Raw genomic sequence first — 16,466 nt, forward strand, 5'->3', positions numbered from 1 at the left:
GATGATGCAGATTGTTCTTGTCGGATTGGGTGCAGGCGCGGCGTCCGCGCTCCTGTTCGCATCCATTGCATCCGGCTCTCTGCTGTCGATCTTCCTGTTCTATCTCGCACCGCTGCCGATCATGATCGCGGCGATCGGGTGGAGTCATTGGTCAGCCCTGGTCGCGGCCGTGGCTGCCGCACTCGGTCTCGGCATCGCCTTCGGCAACATCTTCTTCTTCCTTGCTTTCGTGATCGGGATTGGCCTGCCTGCCTGGTGGCTTGGTTATCTTGCGCTGCTGGCGCGCACCGACGCTGATGGCAATGTCGAATGGTATCCGGCCGGCCGCATCGTTTTGTGGTGCGCGGCCATTGCCGCTGCGATGGTCCTCATCGCAATCCCGAATTTCGGTCTCGACGAAGAGCAATTCCGCGCCGGTTTGCGTAATGCCTTCGAGCGTGTGCTGCAGGAACAGGGCCGCACGGCCGCCGGCACACCGCTGGATGCGAACAGCGACAACGCCAAGCGCATCGTGGATTTGCTGGTCGCGATCATGCCGCTCGCCGCGGCCATCCTCGCCACCGTCACCAATTCACTGAACCTCTATCTGGCCGGTCGCATCGTGACGGTGTCAGGCCGCCTGCGCCGCCCCTGGCCCGATCTGTCCGCCATTCGGTTCCCGCCTCTGGCGCATGCAACCTTCGCCACATCGCTGGTCTTGTCATTCATGCCGGGCCTGATCGGCACGATCGGCAGCATCGTCGCTGCGGCCTTGATGATGGCGTATGGCCTGCTCGGCTTTGCAGTCCTGCATGCCATTACGCGGGCAACCGGCGGCCGCTTCTTCATCCTGACCGGCACCTACATCGCCGTGCTGTTCATCGGCTGGCCGATCATCGTTCTCACGCTCATCGGCGTCGCTGACGCCATTTTCGATTTCCGCAACCGCGTCGGAGCCGGCAAGCCGCCGGCCCTGACAGAGTGATCAACCAACGAACGGCAATTTTTGAAGGAGAAAAAAACATGGAAGTGATTTTGCTCGAACGCGTCGCCAAGCTCGGTCAGATGGGCGAGACCGTGCGCGTGAAGGACGGCTTCGCGCGCAATTTCCTCTTGCCGCACGGCAAAGCCCTGCGTGCCACCAAGGAAAACAAGGAGCGCTTCGAAGGCATGCGCAAGGAGCTTGAGACCAAGAATCTCGAGAACCGCGGCGAAGCCCAGAAGGTCGCCGACAAGCTCGACGGCAAGAGCTTCACGGCCCTGCGTCAGGCGTCGGAATCCGGCCAGCTCTATGGTTCGGTGTCGGCGCGCGATATCGCCGACCTCATCACCGAAGGCGGCTTCAAGGTTGCCCGCAGCCAGATCGCCCTGCATGCACCGATCAAGATGATCGGATCGCACAAGGTCGAAATCGCATTGCATCCGGAAGTCGACGTCAAAGTCACCATGATCGTTGCACGCAATGCCGATGAGGCTGAGCGCATTGCCCGCGGTGAAGACGTCACCGTGCGCCGTGAAGATGCCGACCATGCGCGCGAAGTCGCCGCCGCTGCGGCCGGTGCCTTCTTCGATCCGGACGCAGAGCCGGAAGCGGAAGAAGAAGCCTCGGAAGAATCAGCCGACAAGGCCTGATCGCACAAACGCAAAGAAACGCCTGCCCGGGGTCAGACCTGAGCAGGCGTTTTTTTGTAACTGCCGCGATCTCGCGTCCGGGGCGCGATACCGGTTAAAGCGGAATTTCAGGCCCAGCCGGCTTTTCTTCAACGGGCGGCGCCGCTGGTGCTGCGGCCGGTGCAGGCTCATGCGGCGGTGTTGCGGCCTCGGTGTCAGGCGATGCAGCAGCGGGCGCTGCCGCCGGCGCCGGTGGGCTGGCGGGGGCAGCAGCCGCGGCCGGTCGCTCGTGCCTTTCGACAGGTTTGCGTTTTGCCGGCGCCTCCCGCTCGGGCGCGCGAGGGCTTTCAGGACGCGCCGCTTCCTGCGGTCGCGCGGGCTCCGGCGGCTTACGGCGGAAGAGCGATGGCGGTTGAGCATCGTCTTCATCTGCAGGCGGCCGCCGGATTGCTGTTGGCACCCGATTCGGCGCGGCCCCAGGTGTCGCCGTTGCCGGCGGCCTGCGTCCTGGTCCCGCCGAAGTCAGGAAACCGGCCAGCGTCCCTGCATGCTGGACACTGACCGTGTAATGTTGGCGCAGGAAGCCGATGAGCTCGTTCGGGTGGCGGCCTTTGGCCAGGCCCGCCGGGCTTTGATGGCACACGGCACAACCCGACTGAAACAGTTCGGCGGCCGACTTGCCTTCATTTAAATCAATAGCTTCGGTTTGTTGCCCGCTCGGCGGCAGGGCTGGCGCGCTGCGGCCCGATGTGGCGCTGCTCCGCGGCTGAGCGATCACGTCCTGCGTTGCAAGCGGCAGCATCAGCGCTGACACCGCAATAAGATAACCAAATGCTTTCCGCAAAGACCCGCTCCCGCCACCAGCCAACCGGTCGGCCGTGCTATCGAAAAAACGCAGAACCGCCCCGAATTGGGAATGGCTGGCGCATAGTCGGCGAATGTGGCTCATTTTCGAAGATCGAATTGCCGCTGCGCCCAGATTTTGTTCTAATCGCAAGGTTTTGAGCAAGATGCCGGTCGAAAGGCGGCGGGTCATGGATGGAGGCGGCCGATGGAGCGGTTGCTTCAGGCTGGTCTGACACGGTTCATTCGTCGCGGCAACCTGCGTCTAACGGTCGCCGACGAAAAACCACTGAATTTCGGCGACGGAACCGGAACGCCGGTTGCGATTCGATTTTGGAATCGCCGCGCGGTGTTACGTGTCCTGCTCAATCCGGAGTTGCGTTTCGGCGAAGCCTATATGAAGGGCGACTTTGTGCTCGAAAGCGGCACGATTGCCGACCTGCTTTCGGTGCTGATGTCGCAGGGACAGCATGGCGAGGTCCCCTTCTTCGCACGCCCGCAAGCGATCCTGCGTTATGGCCGTCGCCGGTTGGACCAATTCAACCACCGGAAGCGCTCGCGGCGCAATGTCGCCCATCACTATGACCTCGACGGGCGTCTCTACTCGCTCTTCCTCGATGCCGATCGGCAATATAGCTGCGCCTATTTTGAGACGCCGGATCAGACGCTCGATGATGCGCAGCTCGCCAAGAAGCGGCATCTCGCCGCCAAGTTGCTGATCGAAAGCGGCCAGCGCCTGCTCGACATCGGCTCCGGCTGGGGCGGACTCGGCCTTTATCTCGCCGAATATTGCGGCGCCAAGGTCACCGGCGTCACCCTGTCGGAAGAACAACTCAAGCTTGCGCGCGGCCGCGCCGTCGAACGTCACCTGACCGATTCGGTCGAATTCCGTCTGCAGGATTATCGCGATCTCAACGAACGCTTCGACCGGATTGTCTCGGTCGGCATGTTCGAGCATGTCGGCGTCAATCACTACCGCGGCTTTTTTGAGCAATGCGCGCGCCTCTTGAGCGACGACGGGGTCATGGTGTTGCATTCGATCGGGCGGTCGGAAGGCCCGAGCGCCACCAATCCATGGATCGACAAATACATCTTCCCCGGCGGCTACATCCCTGCTTTGTCCGAAGTCCTGCCGGCGATTGAGCGCGCCGGACTGCTCGTCACCGATATCGAAATCCTGCGCCTGCATTATGCGGAGACACTCAAGGCCTGGCGGACCCGTTTCATGGCCCGTGCCGAGGAGGCGCGCCGCCTTTACGACGAGCGATTCGTGCGGATGTGGGAATTCTACCTGGCAGCATCGGAGATGGCGTTCCGCCATCAGGGCATGATGGTGTTCCAGATCCAGCTCGCCAAACGTGTCGAGGCCGTGCCGATCACGCGTGATTATATCCCACGCGAGGAAAACCGGCTGCGCGCGCGGGAACGCAACACGCGCGCACCGTTGCGCATGGCCGGCGAATGATCGCTGACCGGATTACCATCCGCGGCTGATTTACCCGCACTAGTCAAGAATATTCACGCGTGAATTTTGTGTTCGCGTGAGTTATGGGGACATTCGCAATTCGTCCCAACACACGAATGGCTTCAGTGCTACAGCAGTTTCGTTCCGGGTCTAGTGCAGTGTTTTTGACGTTCCGATCACCCTTGCGGTAATCTCTCCATCGGAACGTCAGAAACAAAACCGCACTAGAATCAAATATTGCGAGTGTCCTTTTGTCTCCAACGCTTCGTTTAGAAGTCGCGGCAAGGGATACGAAGCGTTGGAGACAGGACACTCGCCGCAATCTCGGAGGTGTTTGTACACGTAGCGTTTGTTGCGATGCGTGCCGCAATGGGCCGATTAAAAAACTTAGACTGATACAAAGACCGCTGGACCGATGGCACCCTTCGACTCAACCGCGCGTAAACTCGCCGCGGACCAATCACCGCTCTACCGCGCTGCGCCGCACAACATCGAGGCCGAGCAGGCGCTTCTCGGTGCCATTCTAGTCAACAACGAAGCGCTCTATCGCGTCTCCGATTTTCTGGAAGCGCGACACTTCTTCGAGCCGATTCACCAGAAGATTTTCGAACTGGCCTCCCAGCTCGTGCGCGCGGGCAAGGTCGCAAGCCCGGTCACGCTGAAGACCTTCCTGCCCGGCGATGCCGATATCGGCGGTCTGACGGTCAACCAGTATCTCGCGCGGCTCGCGGCAGAAGCCACCACCGTCATCAACGCACAGGATTACGGCCGCACCATCTATGATCTCTCGGTGCGCCGCTCGCTGATCGTGATCGGCGAGGATATCGTCAATGAGGCCTATGACGCACCGGTCGATTTCGCGCCGGCCAAACAGATCGAGGAAGCCGAGCGCCGGCTTTATGAGGTCGCGGAAAGCGGCCGCTATGAAGGCGGCTTCCAGGCGTTCTCGCAAGCGATCACCACCGCCGTCGATCTCGCCGCCAAGGCCTATCAGCGCGACGGAAAACTGTCCGGCATCGCGTCCGGCCTGAACGATCTCGATCACAAGATGGGCGGGTTGCAGCCGTCCGATCTGATCATCGTTGCCGGCCGCCCCGGCATGGGCAAGACCGCGCTCGCCACCAACATCGCCTACAATATCGCCAAGGCGTGGCAGGGTGAGGTGCGGCCCGATGGCCATATCACGACCGTCAATGGCGGCATCGTCGGCTTCTTCTCGCTCGAAATGTCGGCCGATCAGCTCGCCACCCGTATTCTCGCCGAGCGCACCGGCATTCCGTCGAGCACGATCCGCCGCGGCGGTATCAGCGAAGCCGATTTCGAAGTCATCCGCGACGTCTCGCTCGAACTGCAGAACATGAAGTTCTTCGTCGACGACACCGGCGGTCTGTCGATCGCGCAATTGATGGCGCGCGCCCGCCGCCTGAAGCGTCAGCGCGGGCTCGACATGCTGGTGATCGACTATATCCAGCTCCTCTCCGGCTCCAGCAAGCGCGCCTCCGAAGGCCGCGTGCAGGAAATCACCGAAATCACCACCAGCCTCAAAGCGCTGGCGAAGGAGTTGAGCGTTCCGATCATCGCCCTCTCCCAGCTTTCGCGTCAGGTCGAAAACCGCGACGACAAGCGTCCGCAGCTCTCTGACCTTCGTGAATCGGGCTCGATCGAGCAGGACGCCGACGTGGTCTTGTTCGTCTATCGCGAAGAATATTATCTGCAGAGCAAGGAGCCGCGGCCGGGCACCGAAGAGCATGCCAAGTGGATGGTCGAAATGGCAGCGGTCCATGGCAAGGCCGAGGTGATCATCGGCAAACAGCGTCACGGCCCCACCGGCACGGTGCCGCTGCAATTCGATGCCAGCGTCACCCGCTTCGGCGATCTGGCGCCGGACGGCCAGTTGCCACGCTATTAACGCATTGTGCTGCGCATGAGGTGCGGAGACACAAGAATCGCTTGGCGTTTGACGAACAGACCTCATCTTGGAATGGCTTGTCGTCAGTGCGCTTGAACGGCGCTTTGCCCTTTTCTGTTTGATGTGAGTTCGATGCAGGGATCTCTTCCAGTCTCGCCGTCATCCGACACGCAGGACGAGCTTGCTCCTGCCGTCGCGGTCGGCGCGCCTGTGGATGAAGCCGGAGGTGTCCTCACCATCGACCTGTCGGCGATCGAGTCCAACTGGAAGACCCTGCGTTCGGCCTCAACTCCCGCAGAATGCGCTGCTGTCGTGAAAGCCAATGGCTATGGGCTTGGTCTTGAGCCTGTCGCTCAACGGCTTACGCAAGCCGGCTGCACGACATTCTTCGTCGCCGATCTGTCCGAAGGCAAACGGCTGCGCAAGGTCGCGCCTGACGCCGACATCTATATTCTCAATGGCCTCGCGCCCGGCACCGGCCAGGCCTTCGCCGACAGCAATCTGCGACCGGTCATCGGCTCGGCGGCCGAGATTGCCGAGTGGGATGCCTTCACCAGCGTGCATCAATGGGATGGCGGCTTCGCCCTGCATGTCGACACCGGCATGAACCGCCTCGGCATGTCGGTCGAGGAAGCAGCTGCCTTTGCCCCGCGCATCAACGCGGCCAATCACGGGCTCAAGCTTCTGATGAGCCACTTCGTCGCCGCGCAATTTGCGCAAAGCCCGCGCAATGCCGAGCAGTTGCAGAGCTTCCGCGATATCCGTGCGCTCTATCGCGGCGTGCCGGCATCGATTGCGAACTCCTCGGGCATCTTTCTCAACGCCGACGCACATCTCGATCTGGTGCGACCCGGTGTTGCGCTCTACGGCGTCAATCCAACGCCGTCGACGAAAAACCCGATGCAGCCAGTGGTCGAACTGAAAGTGCGGGTCGCGCAGGTGCGCGATGTCGCCTTCGGCGAGACGGTCGGCTATGACGCGACCTGGACCGCGCGGCGGCCCTCACGCATTGCTGTCGTCACCATGGGCTATGCCGACGGCTTTTTCCGTTCCGCCAGCGGCGACGACCAGAAGCCGGGCGGCACACTTTATGTTGCCGGGCACTCGTGTCCGATCGTCGGCCGCATCTCGATGGATCTCACCGCGCTCGATATCACCGACCTGCCCGATCGCGCGGTGAAACGCGGCGACCTTGCCACCGTGATCGGCGAAGAGCGCGATGTCGATGCGACGGGCGAGATGCTCGGCACCATCGGCTATGAGGTTCTGACCAGCCTCGGCCGCCGCTATGCGCGGGTTTACAAGAACGATTGACTTCACAGCCTCTCTGGCGCCTCGATAGGCCCATGAGTCGCAAAGGCCCCTCCTTCATCTGTCAGAATTGCGGCGCGGCCTATAACCGCTGGCAGGGCAAGTGCGAATCCTGCGGCGAGTGGAACACGCTGGCCGAGGAATCCGTTGCGCCGCCGCTTGGCAAGGCCGGTCCCGGCAAAGCTTCGGGACGCGGCCGCGCTTTCGCGCTGCAGTCTCTGTCCGGCGGCGAGATCAAGGACGCGCCGCGCATCGCCACCGGCATCGGCGAATTCGACCGCGTCACTGGCGGTGGCCTTGTCCCCGGCTCGGTGCTGCTGCTCGGCGGCGATCCCGGCATCGGCAAATCGACGCTGCTGGTTCAGGTCGCCGCCGCGCTGGCCAATCTGAAGCAGCGCTCGGTGTATATCTCCGGCGAAGAAGCGGTGGCGCAGGTGCGCTTGCGCGCCGAGCGTCTCGCGCTCGCCGGCGCCACAGTCGAACTCGCCTCCGAAACCTCGGTCGAGGACATCATCGCGACGCTCTCGACCGGCGACCTGCCGCGCCTTGTGGTGATCGACTCGATCCAGACCATGTGGACCGACACGGTCGAATCCTCGCCCGGCACGGTGACACAGGTGCGCACCTCGGCTCAGGCCCTGATCCGTTTCGCCAAGCGCAGCGGCGCCTGTGTGATCCTCGTCGGTCACGTCACCAAGGACGGACAGATCGCAGGTCCCCGCGTGGTCGAACACATGGTCGATGCGGTGATGTCGTTCGAAGGCGAAGGCTCGCATCAATTCCGCATCCTGCGTGCCGTGAAGAATCGTTTCGGCCCGACCGACGAGATCGGCGTGTTCGAGATGACCGGGCTTGGCCTGCGCGAAGTGCAGAACCCGTCCGAACTCTTCCTGTCGGAGCGCGATCTCGGCTCGCCCGGCACCGCCGTGTTCGCCGGGATCGAAGGCACGCGCCCGGTGCTCGTCGAAATCCAGGCGCTGGTCGCGCCGAGCGCGCTGGGCACGCCGCGTAGAGCCGTGGTCGGCTGGGACCCGAGCCGATTGTCGATGGTGATCGCCGTACTTGAAGCGCATTGCGGCGTGCGGCTTGCGCAGCACGACGTTTATCTCAACGTCGCCGGCGGTCTGCGCATCAACGAGCCCGCCGCCGATCTCGCCGCAGCCGCGGCACTGGTGTCGTCGCTGGCCGGCGCGCCGCTGCCGGCCGACGCTGTGTATTTCGGCGAAGTGTCGTTGTCGGGCGCCATCCGCCCGGTGGCGCAAAGCCCCGCGCGATTGAAGGAAGCCGCCAAGCTCGGTTTCCAGCGCGCCTGCCTGCCCGATCCCGGCCGGTCAGACGCGCCATCTGATGCCGGTCTTGCGCTGTCGACGCACGGCAACCTCGCCTCGCTCGTCGCCGACATCGCCGCGCGGGGCGGCAAGGGCCGGATGCGGAAAGAGGCTTAGGACTTTCTCGGTTCGTCTTGGCCCAACGGCCTAAGTCAGCTGAGGAATGTCATTGACGGGCGGTCCCTCCTCATCCGCTCATTCCCGCGCAAGCGGGAATCCAGAAAGCTTCCATGGAGATCACTGCTAATGGCTCTGGATCCCCGCCGGCGCGGGGATGAGCGGGTGTTGAAAGAGCCGGCAAAACAACAGCCGCCAAACTCCCACTTGACATCCTCCCCAAGTTGTGATTTTTTTCCTATATCCCGTCCCGCTGAAGGGGCGTTTCATGAGCGTCGTGAGACGCGGGGCGGGGAGCGGTGGCCGTACGGCGGGCAGACGTAACCCGCTGTGCGGTCGGTTCAAGCCGCGTCCCGCCAGGCTAGCTGCCCGGCGTTTCGGTGGAGGAACGTCCACTGGGGACGATGGAGCAGACCGTCAAACACCGCGCGCGGAACGCCGGAGTCTTTTCGGCGGTTCGTGGTGCTACCAATCTCATGCGCTTTCACACTTTGCGCATGGGGCCATGGGCTGGCCAGAAAGCCCGGCGTTCCGCGCGCCCTTCGTTTTGAAGGGCATCAAGCGGCGGCTTTGGACGACGGCGTACCCCGCGCCGCAAAGAACAGGGGCGGCGGAGCTTTGTCTTGACGATGCTTTTTTCTATGCGGTCGTCCGCGCGAATGCGAGGACCCATACGCCGAGACCTTTCAGCGAAGTTCGGCTCTACGGAAAACCAACAAACGACTGCGATTATGGGCCCCCGCTTTCGCGGGAGCGACCCGCAGGTATCGAAGAATTCAGCTCCGCGGATCGCTCACGCGACCCTCGAACAGGATCGCGCCAGTCTTGTCATCGGTGATGAAAAACAAGAAGGGCCGGTCGATCTGAAAGCGCTCGACATTGTCCGGCCGCATCGCTCGCGTTGTCACCACGACTGCTGTCGCAGCGGCGGCTTCAGTGCCCTCCTCTGCGACCTCGATCACCGCCCGATGCACGATCTGGTCGATCGTCGATTGCGCCTCGCTGCGCGGCTTGCCGGTGAGCCCCGAGAGATCGGACTGCGCCGGATCAAACACCTTGCTCATACCGAAACTCTTGAACGGCTCGATCAGGTCCGCCTTGAACTCGAATTTGAAGCGCGGCATCGACAACGCCACCATGCGCTTCTGCGCATCGCGCACCGATTGCAGCAAGCCTTCTGTCTTGGCACCGTTCAGCCCCGCAATCAGCGTGTCGAGACCACCGGCCTCATCGGGCAGCACAATCGTCATCGACAAGCCGTCCACCGCATAGGGCTGACGGACCGCCGCAAAGCCCTCACCTTTGGCAATTGCAAATTCAGCTTGCTGGGTCATCGTCGGAACGCTGATCTGTTCGCCACTGACCAGCGTGAACGGACGGTCGCGCGTTGCCGATGGCGAAAAGGCGCTGGCCCAGGGCGCTTTGAAATAGACGGCGTTGAGCAGCACATGCGAATCGCTCGGGTTCAGCCGCTCCAGGATCTTTTCGATCTTGCCTTCGGTCTTGTCCCTGACCCACGTGTTGACCGTATCGAGCGTGGCGCCCTTGAAAATCTCCGAGCCGTATTGCGTGCGGATCGTTTCCTCAAACACAGGCGCGACACTCGCGGCCGCATTCACCAGCATCATCGCATTGGCGATCCGCAAGGTAGCCGCCGGCGCCGGCTTGGACTCAGGGCTGACGTTGTAGGCAGCAAAGCTCTCAAGCGCCCGCGCATTGGCGCCATCAATCTCGGTGACCGGCAGCGCGTGCCGCAGCACCTCATGCATTTCGATCTGGGTGTCGCCCCGCGCGCCGGAGAGCACCATCGCCATCGCAGTCCCAATGGAATATGGCGAGAAGACGATATTACCCGGCTGCCCGGCGAATGCGCGAAGCAGCTCTTGGCCAGACCTATTGTAGGCCTCGGTCAGTGGCCGACCTTTGGCCTGTTCGGCGGCATTGGAAACCGGCGCCAGCGGCAAACTGAAAGCCAGGATCAAAGCCGCCGCAGCGCCGTGATTTACAGTCCATCGCATCGTGGGTTGTCCTTCCCCGCCGGCTTCTGGCGTGGGCATCTTGTCATTGAGGGCAAACGGGGAAGACCCGCTTGGTCATCAGTTGCTGCAGGCCGGGTCCCGGTTCATCGTCCCGTTCATGGCGAAAGTCTCCGAAAGACGGGTGACGCGGCAATGCCAGGAAGCTATACAGGCCGCGCCCGTCCGGCATGCCCGGACTTCCGCGCCCGTTCCGAGGCCTTCGTCCGACCATGCCGATCACGTTGCTCGACATCATCCTTCTTGTCGTCATGCTGATTTCCGGGTTGCTCGCCATGATTCGCGGCTTCATGCGCGAAGTCTTGTCGATCGCGGCCTGGATCGCCGCCGCGGCCACCACCCTCTACTTCTATGGCCGCCTGCTGCCGTTCGCGAAGGGCTATTTCAACAATGACATCGTGGCGGCAGGCGCCGTCGTGGGCGGTCTTTTTTTAGGCACCCTTCTGATTGTGTCGATTGTCACGGTCCGGATTTCGGACATGATCCTGGACAGCCGAATCGGCGCTCTCGATCGGACCCTCGGCTTCCTGTTCGGACTGGGTCGCGGCCTTATCATCGTCGTCGTCGCCTACCTGTTCTTCGACTGGCTGGTTCCACAAAAGTCGCAGCCGACCTGGGTTACCAGTGCAAAATCCCGTGTTGTCCTTGCGGGCACCGGAGATTGGCTTAAGTCGATGTTGCCGGATGACCCCGAAAGCACCATCTTAAAACGGTTGAAACGTCCTAAAGAGGACGAGGGCGAGGAGCAGCCCGCCAGCGGCCAGCGTTCGGACAATTCTGCCCCCCGTTCGGGCGCAAGCGCCGGCGAAGGCTACGACCGGTCCGATCGGACCGATATGCGTCAGTTGATCGAAACGAGGGCCGCGCGTTAGCAGCCGGTCCGGAGGACTTGAACCACGCAATGACGGCCCCGGACAAACACCCCCTCGACCTCGAAATGCATGCCGACCGCCTCCGCGAAGAATGCGGCGTCTTTGGCATTTTCGGCCATCCCGACGCGGCGGCGATCACCGCGCTCGGCCTGCATGCGCTCCAGCATCGCGGCCAGGAAGCTGCGGGTATCGTCTCCTTCGATGGACAGCGGTTCCATTCGGAGCGGCGGCTCGGCTTGGTCGGCGACACCTTCTCCCGGCGGGAGGTCATCGACCGCCTGCCCGGCATGTCGGCCATCGGCCATGTCCGCTATTCCACCACCGGCGAGACGCTGCTGCGCAACGTGCAGCCGCTCTTTGCCGAACTCGACCCCTTCGGTTTCGCCATTGGCCATAACGGCAATTTAACCAACGGCCTCACATTGCGGCGGGAGCTGGTGCGCGAAGGCGCGATCATGCAATCCACCACCGATACCGAGGTGATGCTGCATCTGGTCGCCCGCTCACGCAAACCGCGTTTTATCGATCGCTTCATCGATGGCCTGAAGGCGCTGGAAGGCGCCTATTCCTTCGTCGGCCTCACCAACAAGAAGCTGGTCGGTGCACGCGATCCGCTCGGCATCCGCCCGCTGGTGCTCGGCACGCTCGACGGCTGCCCTATCCTGGCCTCTGAAACCTGCGCACTCGACATCATCGGCGCGAAATACGTCCGCGACATTGAGAATGGCGAAGTCATCGTTTTCGACGACAAGGGCGCACATTCGCAAAAGCCGTTTCCGCTAGTCGCACAGCGTCCCTGCATCTTCGAATACATTTACTTCGCCCGGCCCGACTCCGTCGTCGGTGGCCGCCCGGTCTATCAGGTCCGCAAGACCCTGGGCGCCGAGCTTGGCCGTGAAGCCCCGGCCGATGCCGATGTGATTGTGCCGGTTCCCGATTCCGGCGTGCCGGCCGCGCTTGGCTTCTCGCAAGAGACCGGCATCCCGTTCGATCTTGGCATCATCCGCAATCATTATGTCGGCCGCACCTTCATCGAGCCGACGCAGCAGATCCGTCAGCTCGGTGTTCGTCTCAAACACAATGCCAACCGCGCGGTCGTTGCCGGCAAGCGGATCGTGCTGGTCGATGACTCGATTGTGCGCGGCACCACCTCGACCAAGATCGTGCAGATGATGCGCGATGCCGGCGCGAAGGAAGTGCATTTCCGCATCGCCTCGCCGCCGATCACACATCCCGATTATTACGGCATCGACACGCCCGATCGCGACAACCTGCTCGCCGCCACGCATTCGCTTGAGGAAATGCGCCAATTCATCGGCGCCGACTCCCTCGCTTTCCTGTCGGTCGATGGTATCTATCGCGCCATGGGCTATGAGAAGCGCGATCCGGTCCGACCGCAATTCACCGACCATTGCTTCACCGGTGATTACCCGACCTCGCTGACCGACCAGACAGCGAAGTCGCATGCGCCGCGGCAGTTGTCGCTGTTGGCGGAAGCGAGCTGAGCCCACGGACTTTATCCGCTCGCTCCCGCGAAAGCGGGGAATCCGGCAACAAGACAACGCATCGATCGAGGGATCGCGATGCTCTACATCCCGCCGCATTTCCGTGAGGCCGACAAAGATCGTCTGCATGCCGAGATCGCACGCATCGGATTTGCCACGCTGACCACCGTTGGTCCGGATGGACCGCTCATCAGCCATCTCCCCGTTGTCCTCGACAAAACCATCGGCGCATTCGGTCAGCTTCGCTGCCATGTCGCCCGCGCCAATCGGCAATGGCGCGACAGCGATTTCTCGAAGGCCGCACTCGCCGTCTTTATGGGACCGGACGCCTATGTCTCGCCGTCCTGGTATCCGTCGAAGAAAGAGCACGGCAAGGCGGTCCCGACCTGGAACTATGTCAGTATCTGTGCGCGCGGCCGGATCGAGGTGGTTCAGGACCGCGACGAACTCGCCGCTCATGTCGCCGAACTGTCGAACCTGCACGAGGCCGCCTTTCCGGAGCCTTGGCAAATCAACGATGCGCCTCCTGATTATCTGGAGCGCCAACTGAAAGGCATCGTCGGCTTTCGCTTCACCATCGATGCGCTCGAAGGCAAGATGAAGCTGAGCCAGAACCGCAGCGAGGCGGACCGGTCAGGCGTCGCCGCCGGCTTGAGTGTCTCACCTGATGCCAGCGCACAGGCCATCGCCGGCATGATGACGACTGCAAACAGTTCGAAGACCTAATCGGCTTGCGTATGAAATTGTCGCTTCATCAGCGCCTGAATCGCGGCAAAGGCGAGTTCGCCATCGGAAAGAACTTGCGGGAAGAAGTAGAATCCGTGCGGCATGCGTTCGCGCACCAAAAGGTTCACATCACATCCAGCAAGCCGCAATTTGTTTGCAAAGGCACGGTTGTCATCGGTCAACGGATCGGCAGTGCCAGACACGATCAATGTCGGCGGATAACCATGCAGATCGGCACGCGCAGGGCTGACATGCGGATGATCCCAGTTGCGGCGCGTCACCGCGCAGGCGCCGCGCATGTATCCCGCAAAGGCCATGTCATAGACAATTCCAAGCGGCGCCAGCCGCTCGAATGACTCATACTCCTCAAAATGAAAATCCGTGACGGGCGCGAGCAGGATTGTCGCCTGCGGTACGGCATGTCCCTCATCGCGGGCTTTCAGTGGCAGCACCGCAGCGAAATTGGCGCCCGATGAATCTCCTGCCAAAACGATGCGAGCCGGATCGCCACCGATCATCGTCCCGTGTTTCTGCATCCACAGCAATACCGCGAGACAATCGTCAAGCCCGGCAGGAAACGGCCATTCCGGCGCCAACCGGTAATTGACGCTGACCACAACGGTCCCGTTTTCAGCGGCGATGCGGCTGGTGATATACGCGGTATCCTCGGACCGGCCGACCGTGAAGCCGCCGCCATGCATGTAAAGACACATCGGCCTTGCAGCAGCTTGTCCAGGCGGCGAGTAGACCTGACAACGGACCGGCCCGGCGGCAGACGGCACCATCTGCTCCGACACGAGAATCTGTGGATACAGCGCCTCCGCACTCGGCGGCAAAATCTTCGGATCGATCTTGTGGTCCCCAATATAGCCAGAGCGTACCGGCTCGATCATCAAGGCGCGCAAGGTCATCGGATGACGCAAATGATCCAGCAATTGGTACATCGGTGCGGCCGGGTCCGACGGATCGATATGCGAAACGCCCGGACCATCCTGGCGTTGGTCGACCGGTGTGGCTCTGGCGCTGTCCTGCATCGCGAAATCCCGAAGGCTGTGCTGATGCTCTTTTCTAGCGCGCTTTCAGCCTGTTCCAGCGCTCAAAGACCGAGGTTTGTCTTTCGCAAGGCTGTCATTTATGGATGCGCCTCGTAAATCCTTCATCGGACGGCCCCAAATTGACTCAACCTCTCGAAAACCGCATCGCCCTCGTCACCGGCGCCTCGCGCGGCATCGGCCGTTCGATTGCTCTGGCCTTGGCCAAAGCCGGCGCCCATGTGGTTGCGGTCGCACGCACGGTCGGCGGACTTGAGGAACTGGACGACGAGATCAAAGCCGCCGGCGGGAACGCGACGCTGGTGCCGCTGGATCTGAAAGACTCCGACGGCATCGCCCGGCTCGGCGGCGCCCTGTTCGACCGCTACAAGAAGCTCGATGTGCTCGTCGGCAATGCCGGCATACTTGGCCCGCTCTCTCCGCTCTCCCATGTTGAACCGAAGGCCTGGGACGACGTGATGGCGACTAATATCACGGCGAACTGGCAGCTTATCCGCTGCATGGAGCCGCTATTGGTACAAAGCGACGCCGGCCGCGCCGTGATGATCTCATCTGGTGTATCCTGGGCCGCGCGCGCTTATTGGGGTCCCTACGCCATATCCAAGGCCGCGCTCAACACCATGGTGCAGACCTGGGCGGCGGAAAACATGACCACCAATCTGCGCGTCAACCTGTTCACACCGGGGCCGGTGCGCACCCGCATGCGCGCACAGGCGATGCCGGGCGAAGACCCGAATATACTTGCGACACCAGATCAGGTCGCAGGGAAAATCGTTGAGCTGTGCCTGCCAAGCTTCACCGAAACGGGCAAGGTCTACAGCTTTCAAAAGAATAAGCTGTTGACCTTCCAGCAGCCGGAATAACTCGATAAATAATCAATTCATCGACAAGAAGCGGTCGACTTCACGCACGACCTCCTGCGGATGCGTGACCGGTAGTACATGCCCGCCCTTGAGGCTCACAAGGACGGAGTGTGGCAATCGCTTGCGCAGCAAATTGGCGTGGTGTGCCGGCGCAATCGTATCGTGATCGCCCTGCACCAATAGCACACGCGGCAGATGCGGCCCTTTCGGTCGATGCTCAAGCATGACCGTTTTCAGGAACAGGGCGGTGTCCTGGCGGCGCGGAGTCGCATAGCAGTTGGTCTGCCGGTGAATGTGCTTCAGCCGCTGGCGCGACAGATCATCGATGCCTGGCCGGCCGAAATAGACCCAGCTGTCACGAAAAATGGTCGCCTCCGCGATCCCTTGCGTGCTCGCAATCTGGGTCATGCGCGCAGCAGTGATGCAGGCCCGCCGAAAACCATGCCACGGACTCGCGGGCATGTTGATCGCAATCACGATAGCGTCCGCTTCGCGCGAGGCAGCGTCCAGACCGACAAAGCACCCAAGCGAATGACAGACATAGACGGGCGCAGCGATTGCACGCTCGGCCATGACGCCCGCAATTCCATCCCGGACAAGATTGAATACGCTCTCGTCGGCAAGATAGCCGGCGCACTCGACGACACGCGAGACGCAGCTACCAGCCGCGAGACGGTCGCGCCGATCTCTCGCGTGCAACATCTGAATTGTCATCCTGTGGCAACCTGACTGACATAAAACAGTCATATCAAGCGCTGTCACAGTCAAGACGATTTGCAAACAATGACGTGATGCCGGCTGCGATTTCGCATCCCGACGAACTGACATCGTCAATGAAACGTTGCGGAT

General features: G+C 61.9%; 14 protein-coding genes. 10 read left to right on the plus strand and 4 right to left on the minus strand.

The window, feature by feature from the left end; all coding sequences use genetic code 11:
- The first annotated feature begins 1 nt into the window (after position 1).
- Together CAK95_RS25920 and rplI are read left to right on the plus strand one after the other, a co-directional pair.
- Entirely contained in the window at positions 2–964 is a 963-nt protein-coding gene (locus CAK95_RS25920) for a DUF2232 domain-containing protein (RefSeq protein WP_086090575.1), read from the plus strand.
- A 38-nt stretch (positions 965–1,002) separates the two neighbouring features.
- Positions 1,003–1,611 (plus strand): 50S ribosomal protein L9, encoded by a 609-nt coding sequence (gene rplI, locus CAK95_RS25925; protein ID WP_086090576.1) that lies wholly within the window; start codon positions 1,003–1,005, stop codon positions 1,609–1,611.
- A 94-nt stretch (positions 1,612–1,705) separates the two neighbouring features.
- Here the strand turns inward: rplI and CAK95_RS25930 are convergent, their stop codons facing one another.
- Positions 1,706–2,434 (minus strand): hypothetical protein, encoded by a 729-nt coding sequence (locus CAK95_RS25930; RefSeq protein ID WP_086090577.1) that lies wholly within the window; start codon positions 2,432–2,434, stop codon positions 1,706–1,708.
- Positions 2,435–2,641: 207 nt separating this feature from the next.
- Here CAK95_RS25930 and CAK95_RS25935 point away from each other — a divergent pair, with 207 nt between their 5' ends.
- The 4 genes from CAK95_RS25935 to radA all read left to right on the plus strand — a co-directional run bounded on the left by CAK95_RS25935 (position 2,642) and on the right by radA (position 8,563).
- The gene (locus CAK95_RS25935) at positions 2,642–3,898 is read left to right on the plus strand and encodes a cyclopropane fatty acid synthase (protein WP_086090579.1); all 1,257 of its coding nucleotides are present in this window, start codon (positions 2,642–2,644) and stop codon (positions 3,896–3,898) included.
- A gap of 415 nt (positions 3,899–4,313) precedes the next feature.
- A complete protein-coding gene (locus CAK95_RS25940) occupies positions 4,314–5,807 on the plus strand; it encodes a replicative DNA helicase (protein WP_086090580.1) in 1,494 nt (497 codons plus the stop codon).
- 132 nt (positions 5,808–5,939) lie between these two features.
- On the plus strand, positions 5,940–7,121 hold the full coding sequence (gene alr, locus CAK95_RS25945; protein ID WP_086090581.1) for an alanine racemase: 1,182 nt from the start codon (positions 5,940–5,942) through the stop codon (positions 7,119–7,121).
- A gap of 32 nt (positions 7,122–7,153) precedes the next feature.
- Positions 7,154–8,563, plus strand: coding sequence for a DNA repair protein RadA (gene radA / locus CAK95_RS25950; protein ID WP_086090582.1), 1,410 nt, complete (start codon positions 7,154–7,156; stop codon positions 8,561–8,563).
- Positions 8,564–9,339: 776 nt separating this feature from the next.
- Here the strand turns inward: radA and CAK95_RS25955 are convergent.
- Positions 9,340–10,581 carry a serpin family protein gene (locus CAK95_RS25955; RefSeq protein WP_157699747.1) on the minus strand — a complete coding sequence of 414 codons (1,242 nt, stop codon included), beginning with the start codon at positions 10,579–10,581 and terminating at the stop codon, positions 9,340–9,342.
- A 230-nt stretch (positions 10,582–10,811) separates the two neighbouring features.
- Here CAK95_RS25955 and CAK95_RS25960 point away from each other — a divergent pair, with 230 nt between their 5' ends.
- From CAK95_RS25960 to CAK95_RS25970, 3 genes are all read left to right on the plus strand, one after another.
- Positions 10,812–11,471: a CvpA family protein gene (locus CAK95_RS25960; protein WP_086091670.1), complete on the plus strand. Its 660-nt coding sequence runs from the start codon at positions 10,812–10,814 to the stop codon at positions 11,469–11,471.
- Positions 11,472–11,500: 29 nt separating this feature from the next.
- The gene (gene purF / locus CAK95_RS25965; RefSeq protein ID WP_086090584.1) at positions 11,501–12,976 is read left to right on the plus strand and encodes an amidophosphoribosyltransferase; all 1,476 of its coding nucleotides are present in this window, start codon (positions 11,501–11,503) and stop codon (positions 12,974–12,976) included.
- A 78-nt stretch (positions 12,977–13,054) separates the two neighbouring features.
- Positions 13,055–13,702 carry an FMN-binding negative transcriptional regulator gene (locus CAK95_RS25970; protein WP_086090585.1) on the plus strand — a complete coding sequence of 216 codons (648 nt, stop codon included), beginning with the start codon at positions 13,055–13,057 and terminating at the stop codon, positions 13,700–13,702.
- On the opposite strand, the gene CAK95_RS25975 is transcribed toward CAK95_RS25970, so the two are convergent.
- A complete protein-coding gene (locus tag CAK95_RS25975; RefSeq protein ID WP_086090586.1) occupies positions 13,699–14,736 on the minus strand; it encodes an alpha/beta hydrolase in 1,038 nt (345 codons plus the stop codon). The two genes, CAK95_RS25970 and CAK95_RS25975, sit on opposite strands and share 4 nt — an antisense overlap.
- A gap of 140 nt (positions 14,737–14,876) precedes the next feature.
- On the opposite strand from CAK95_RS25975, the gene CAK95_RS25980 reads away from it, so the two are divergent.
- Positions 14,877–15,617, plus strand: coding sequence for an SDR family NAD(P)-dependent oxidoreductase (locus CAK95_RS25980; protein WP_086091671.1), 741 nt, complete (start codon positions 14,877–14,879; stop codon positions 15,615–15,617).
- A gap of 12 nt (positions 15,618–15,629) precedes the next feature.
- Here CAK95_RS25980 and CAK95_RS25985 read toward each other — a convergent pair whose 3' ends face one another.
- On the minus strand, positions 15,630–16,319 hold the full coding sequence (locus CAK95_RS25985) for an alpha/beta hydrolase (protein WP_157699748.1): 690 nt from the start codon (positions 16,317–16,319) through the stop codon (positions 15,630–15,632).
- Positions 16,320–16,466: the final 147 nt, after the last annotated feature.

The sequence above is a fragment of the Pseudorhodoplanes sinuspersici genome (genome assembly GCF_002119765.1).
Lineage (GTDB): Bacteria > Pseudomonadota > Alphaproteobacteria > Rhizobiales > Xanthobacteraceae > Pseudorhodoplanes > Pseudorhodoplanes sinuspersici.

Excerpts from the sequence above, each read along its gene's own strand:
- CAK95_RS25920 (WP_086090575.1), top strand. The coding sequence starts at position 2 with ATGATGCAGATTGTTCTTGTCGGATTGGGTGCAGGCGCGGCGTCCGCG.
- rplI (WP_086090576.1), top strand. The coding sequence starts at position 1,003 with ATGGAAGTGATTTTGCTCGAACGCGTCGCCAAGCTCGGTCAGATGGGC.
- CAK95_RS25935 (WP_086090579.1), top strand. The coding sequence starts at position 2,642 with ATGGAGCGGTTGCTTCAGGCTGGTCTGACACGGTTCATTCGTCGCGGC.
- CAK95_RS25940 (WP_086090580.1), top strand. The coding sequence starts at position 4,314 with ATGGCACCCTTCGACTCAACCGCGCGTAAACTCGCCGCGGACCAATCA.
- alr (WP_086090581.1), top strand. The coding sequence starts at position 5,940 with ATGCAGGGATCTCTTCCAGTCTCGCCGTCATCCGACACGCAGGACGAG.
- radA (WP_086090582.1), top strand. The coding sequence starts at position 7,154 with ATGAGTCGCAAAGGCCCCTCCTTCATCTGTCAGAATTGCGGCGCGGCC.
- CAK95_RS25955 (WP_157699747.1), bottom strand. The coding sequence starts at position 10,581 with ATGCGATGGACTGTAAATCACGGCGCTGCGGCGGCTTTGATCCTGGCT.
- CAK95_RS25960 (WP_086091670.1), top strand. The coding sequence starts at position 10,812 with ATGCCGATCACGTTGCTCGACATCATCCTTCTTGTCGTCATGCTGATT.
- purF (WP_086090584.1), top strand. The coding sequence starts at position 11,501 with ATGACGGCCCCGGACAAACACCCCCTCGACCTCGAAATGCATGCCGAC.
- CAK95_RS25970 (WP_086090585.1), top strand. The coding sequence starts at position 13,055 with ATGCTCTACATCCCGCCGCATTTCCGTGAGGCCGACAAAGATCGTCTG.
- CAK95_RS25975 (WP_086090586.1), bottom strand. The coding sequence starts at position 14,736 with ATGCAGGACAGCGCCAGAGCCACACCGGTCGACCAACGCCAGGATGGT.
- CAK95_RS25985 (WP_157699748.1), bottom strand. The coding sequence starts at position 16,319 with ATGTTGCACGCGAGAGATCGGCGCGACCGTCTCGCGGCTGGTAGCTGC.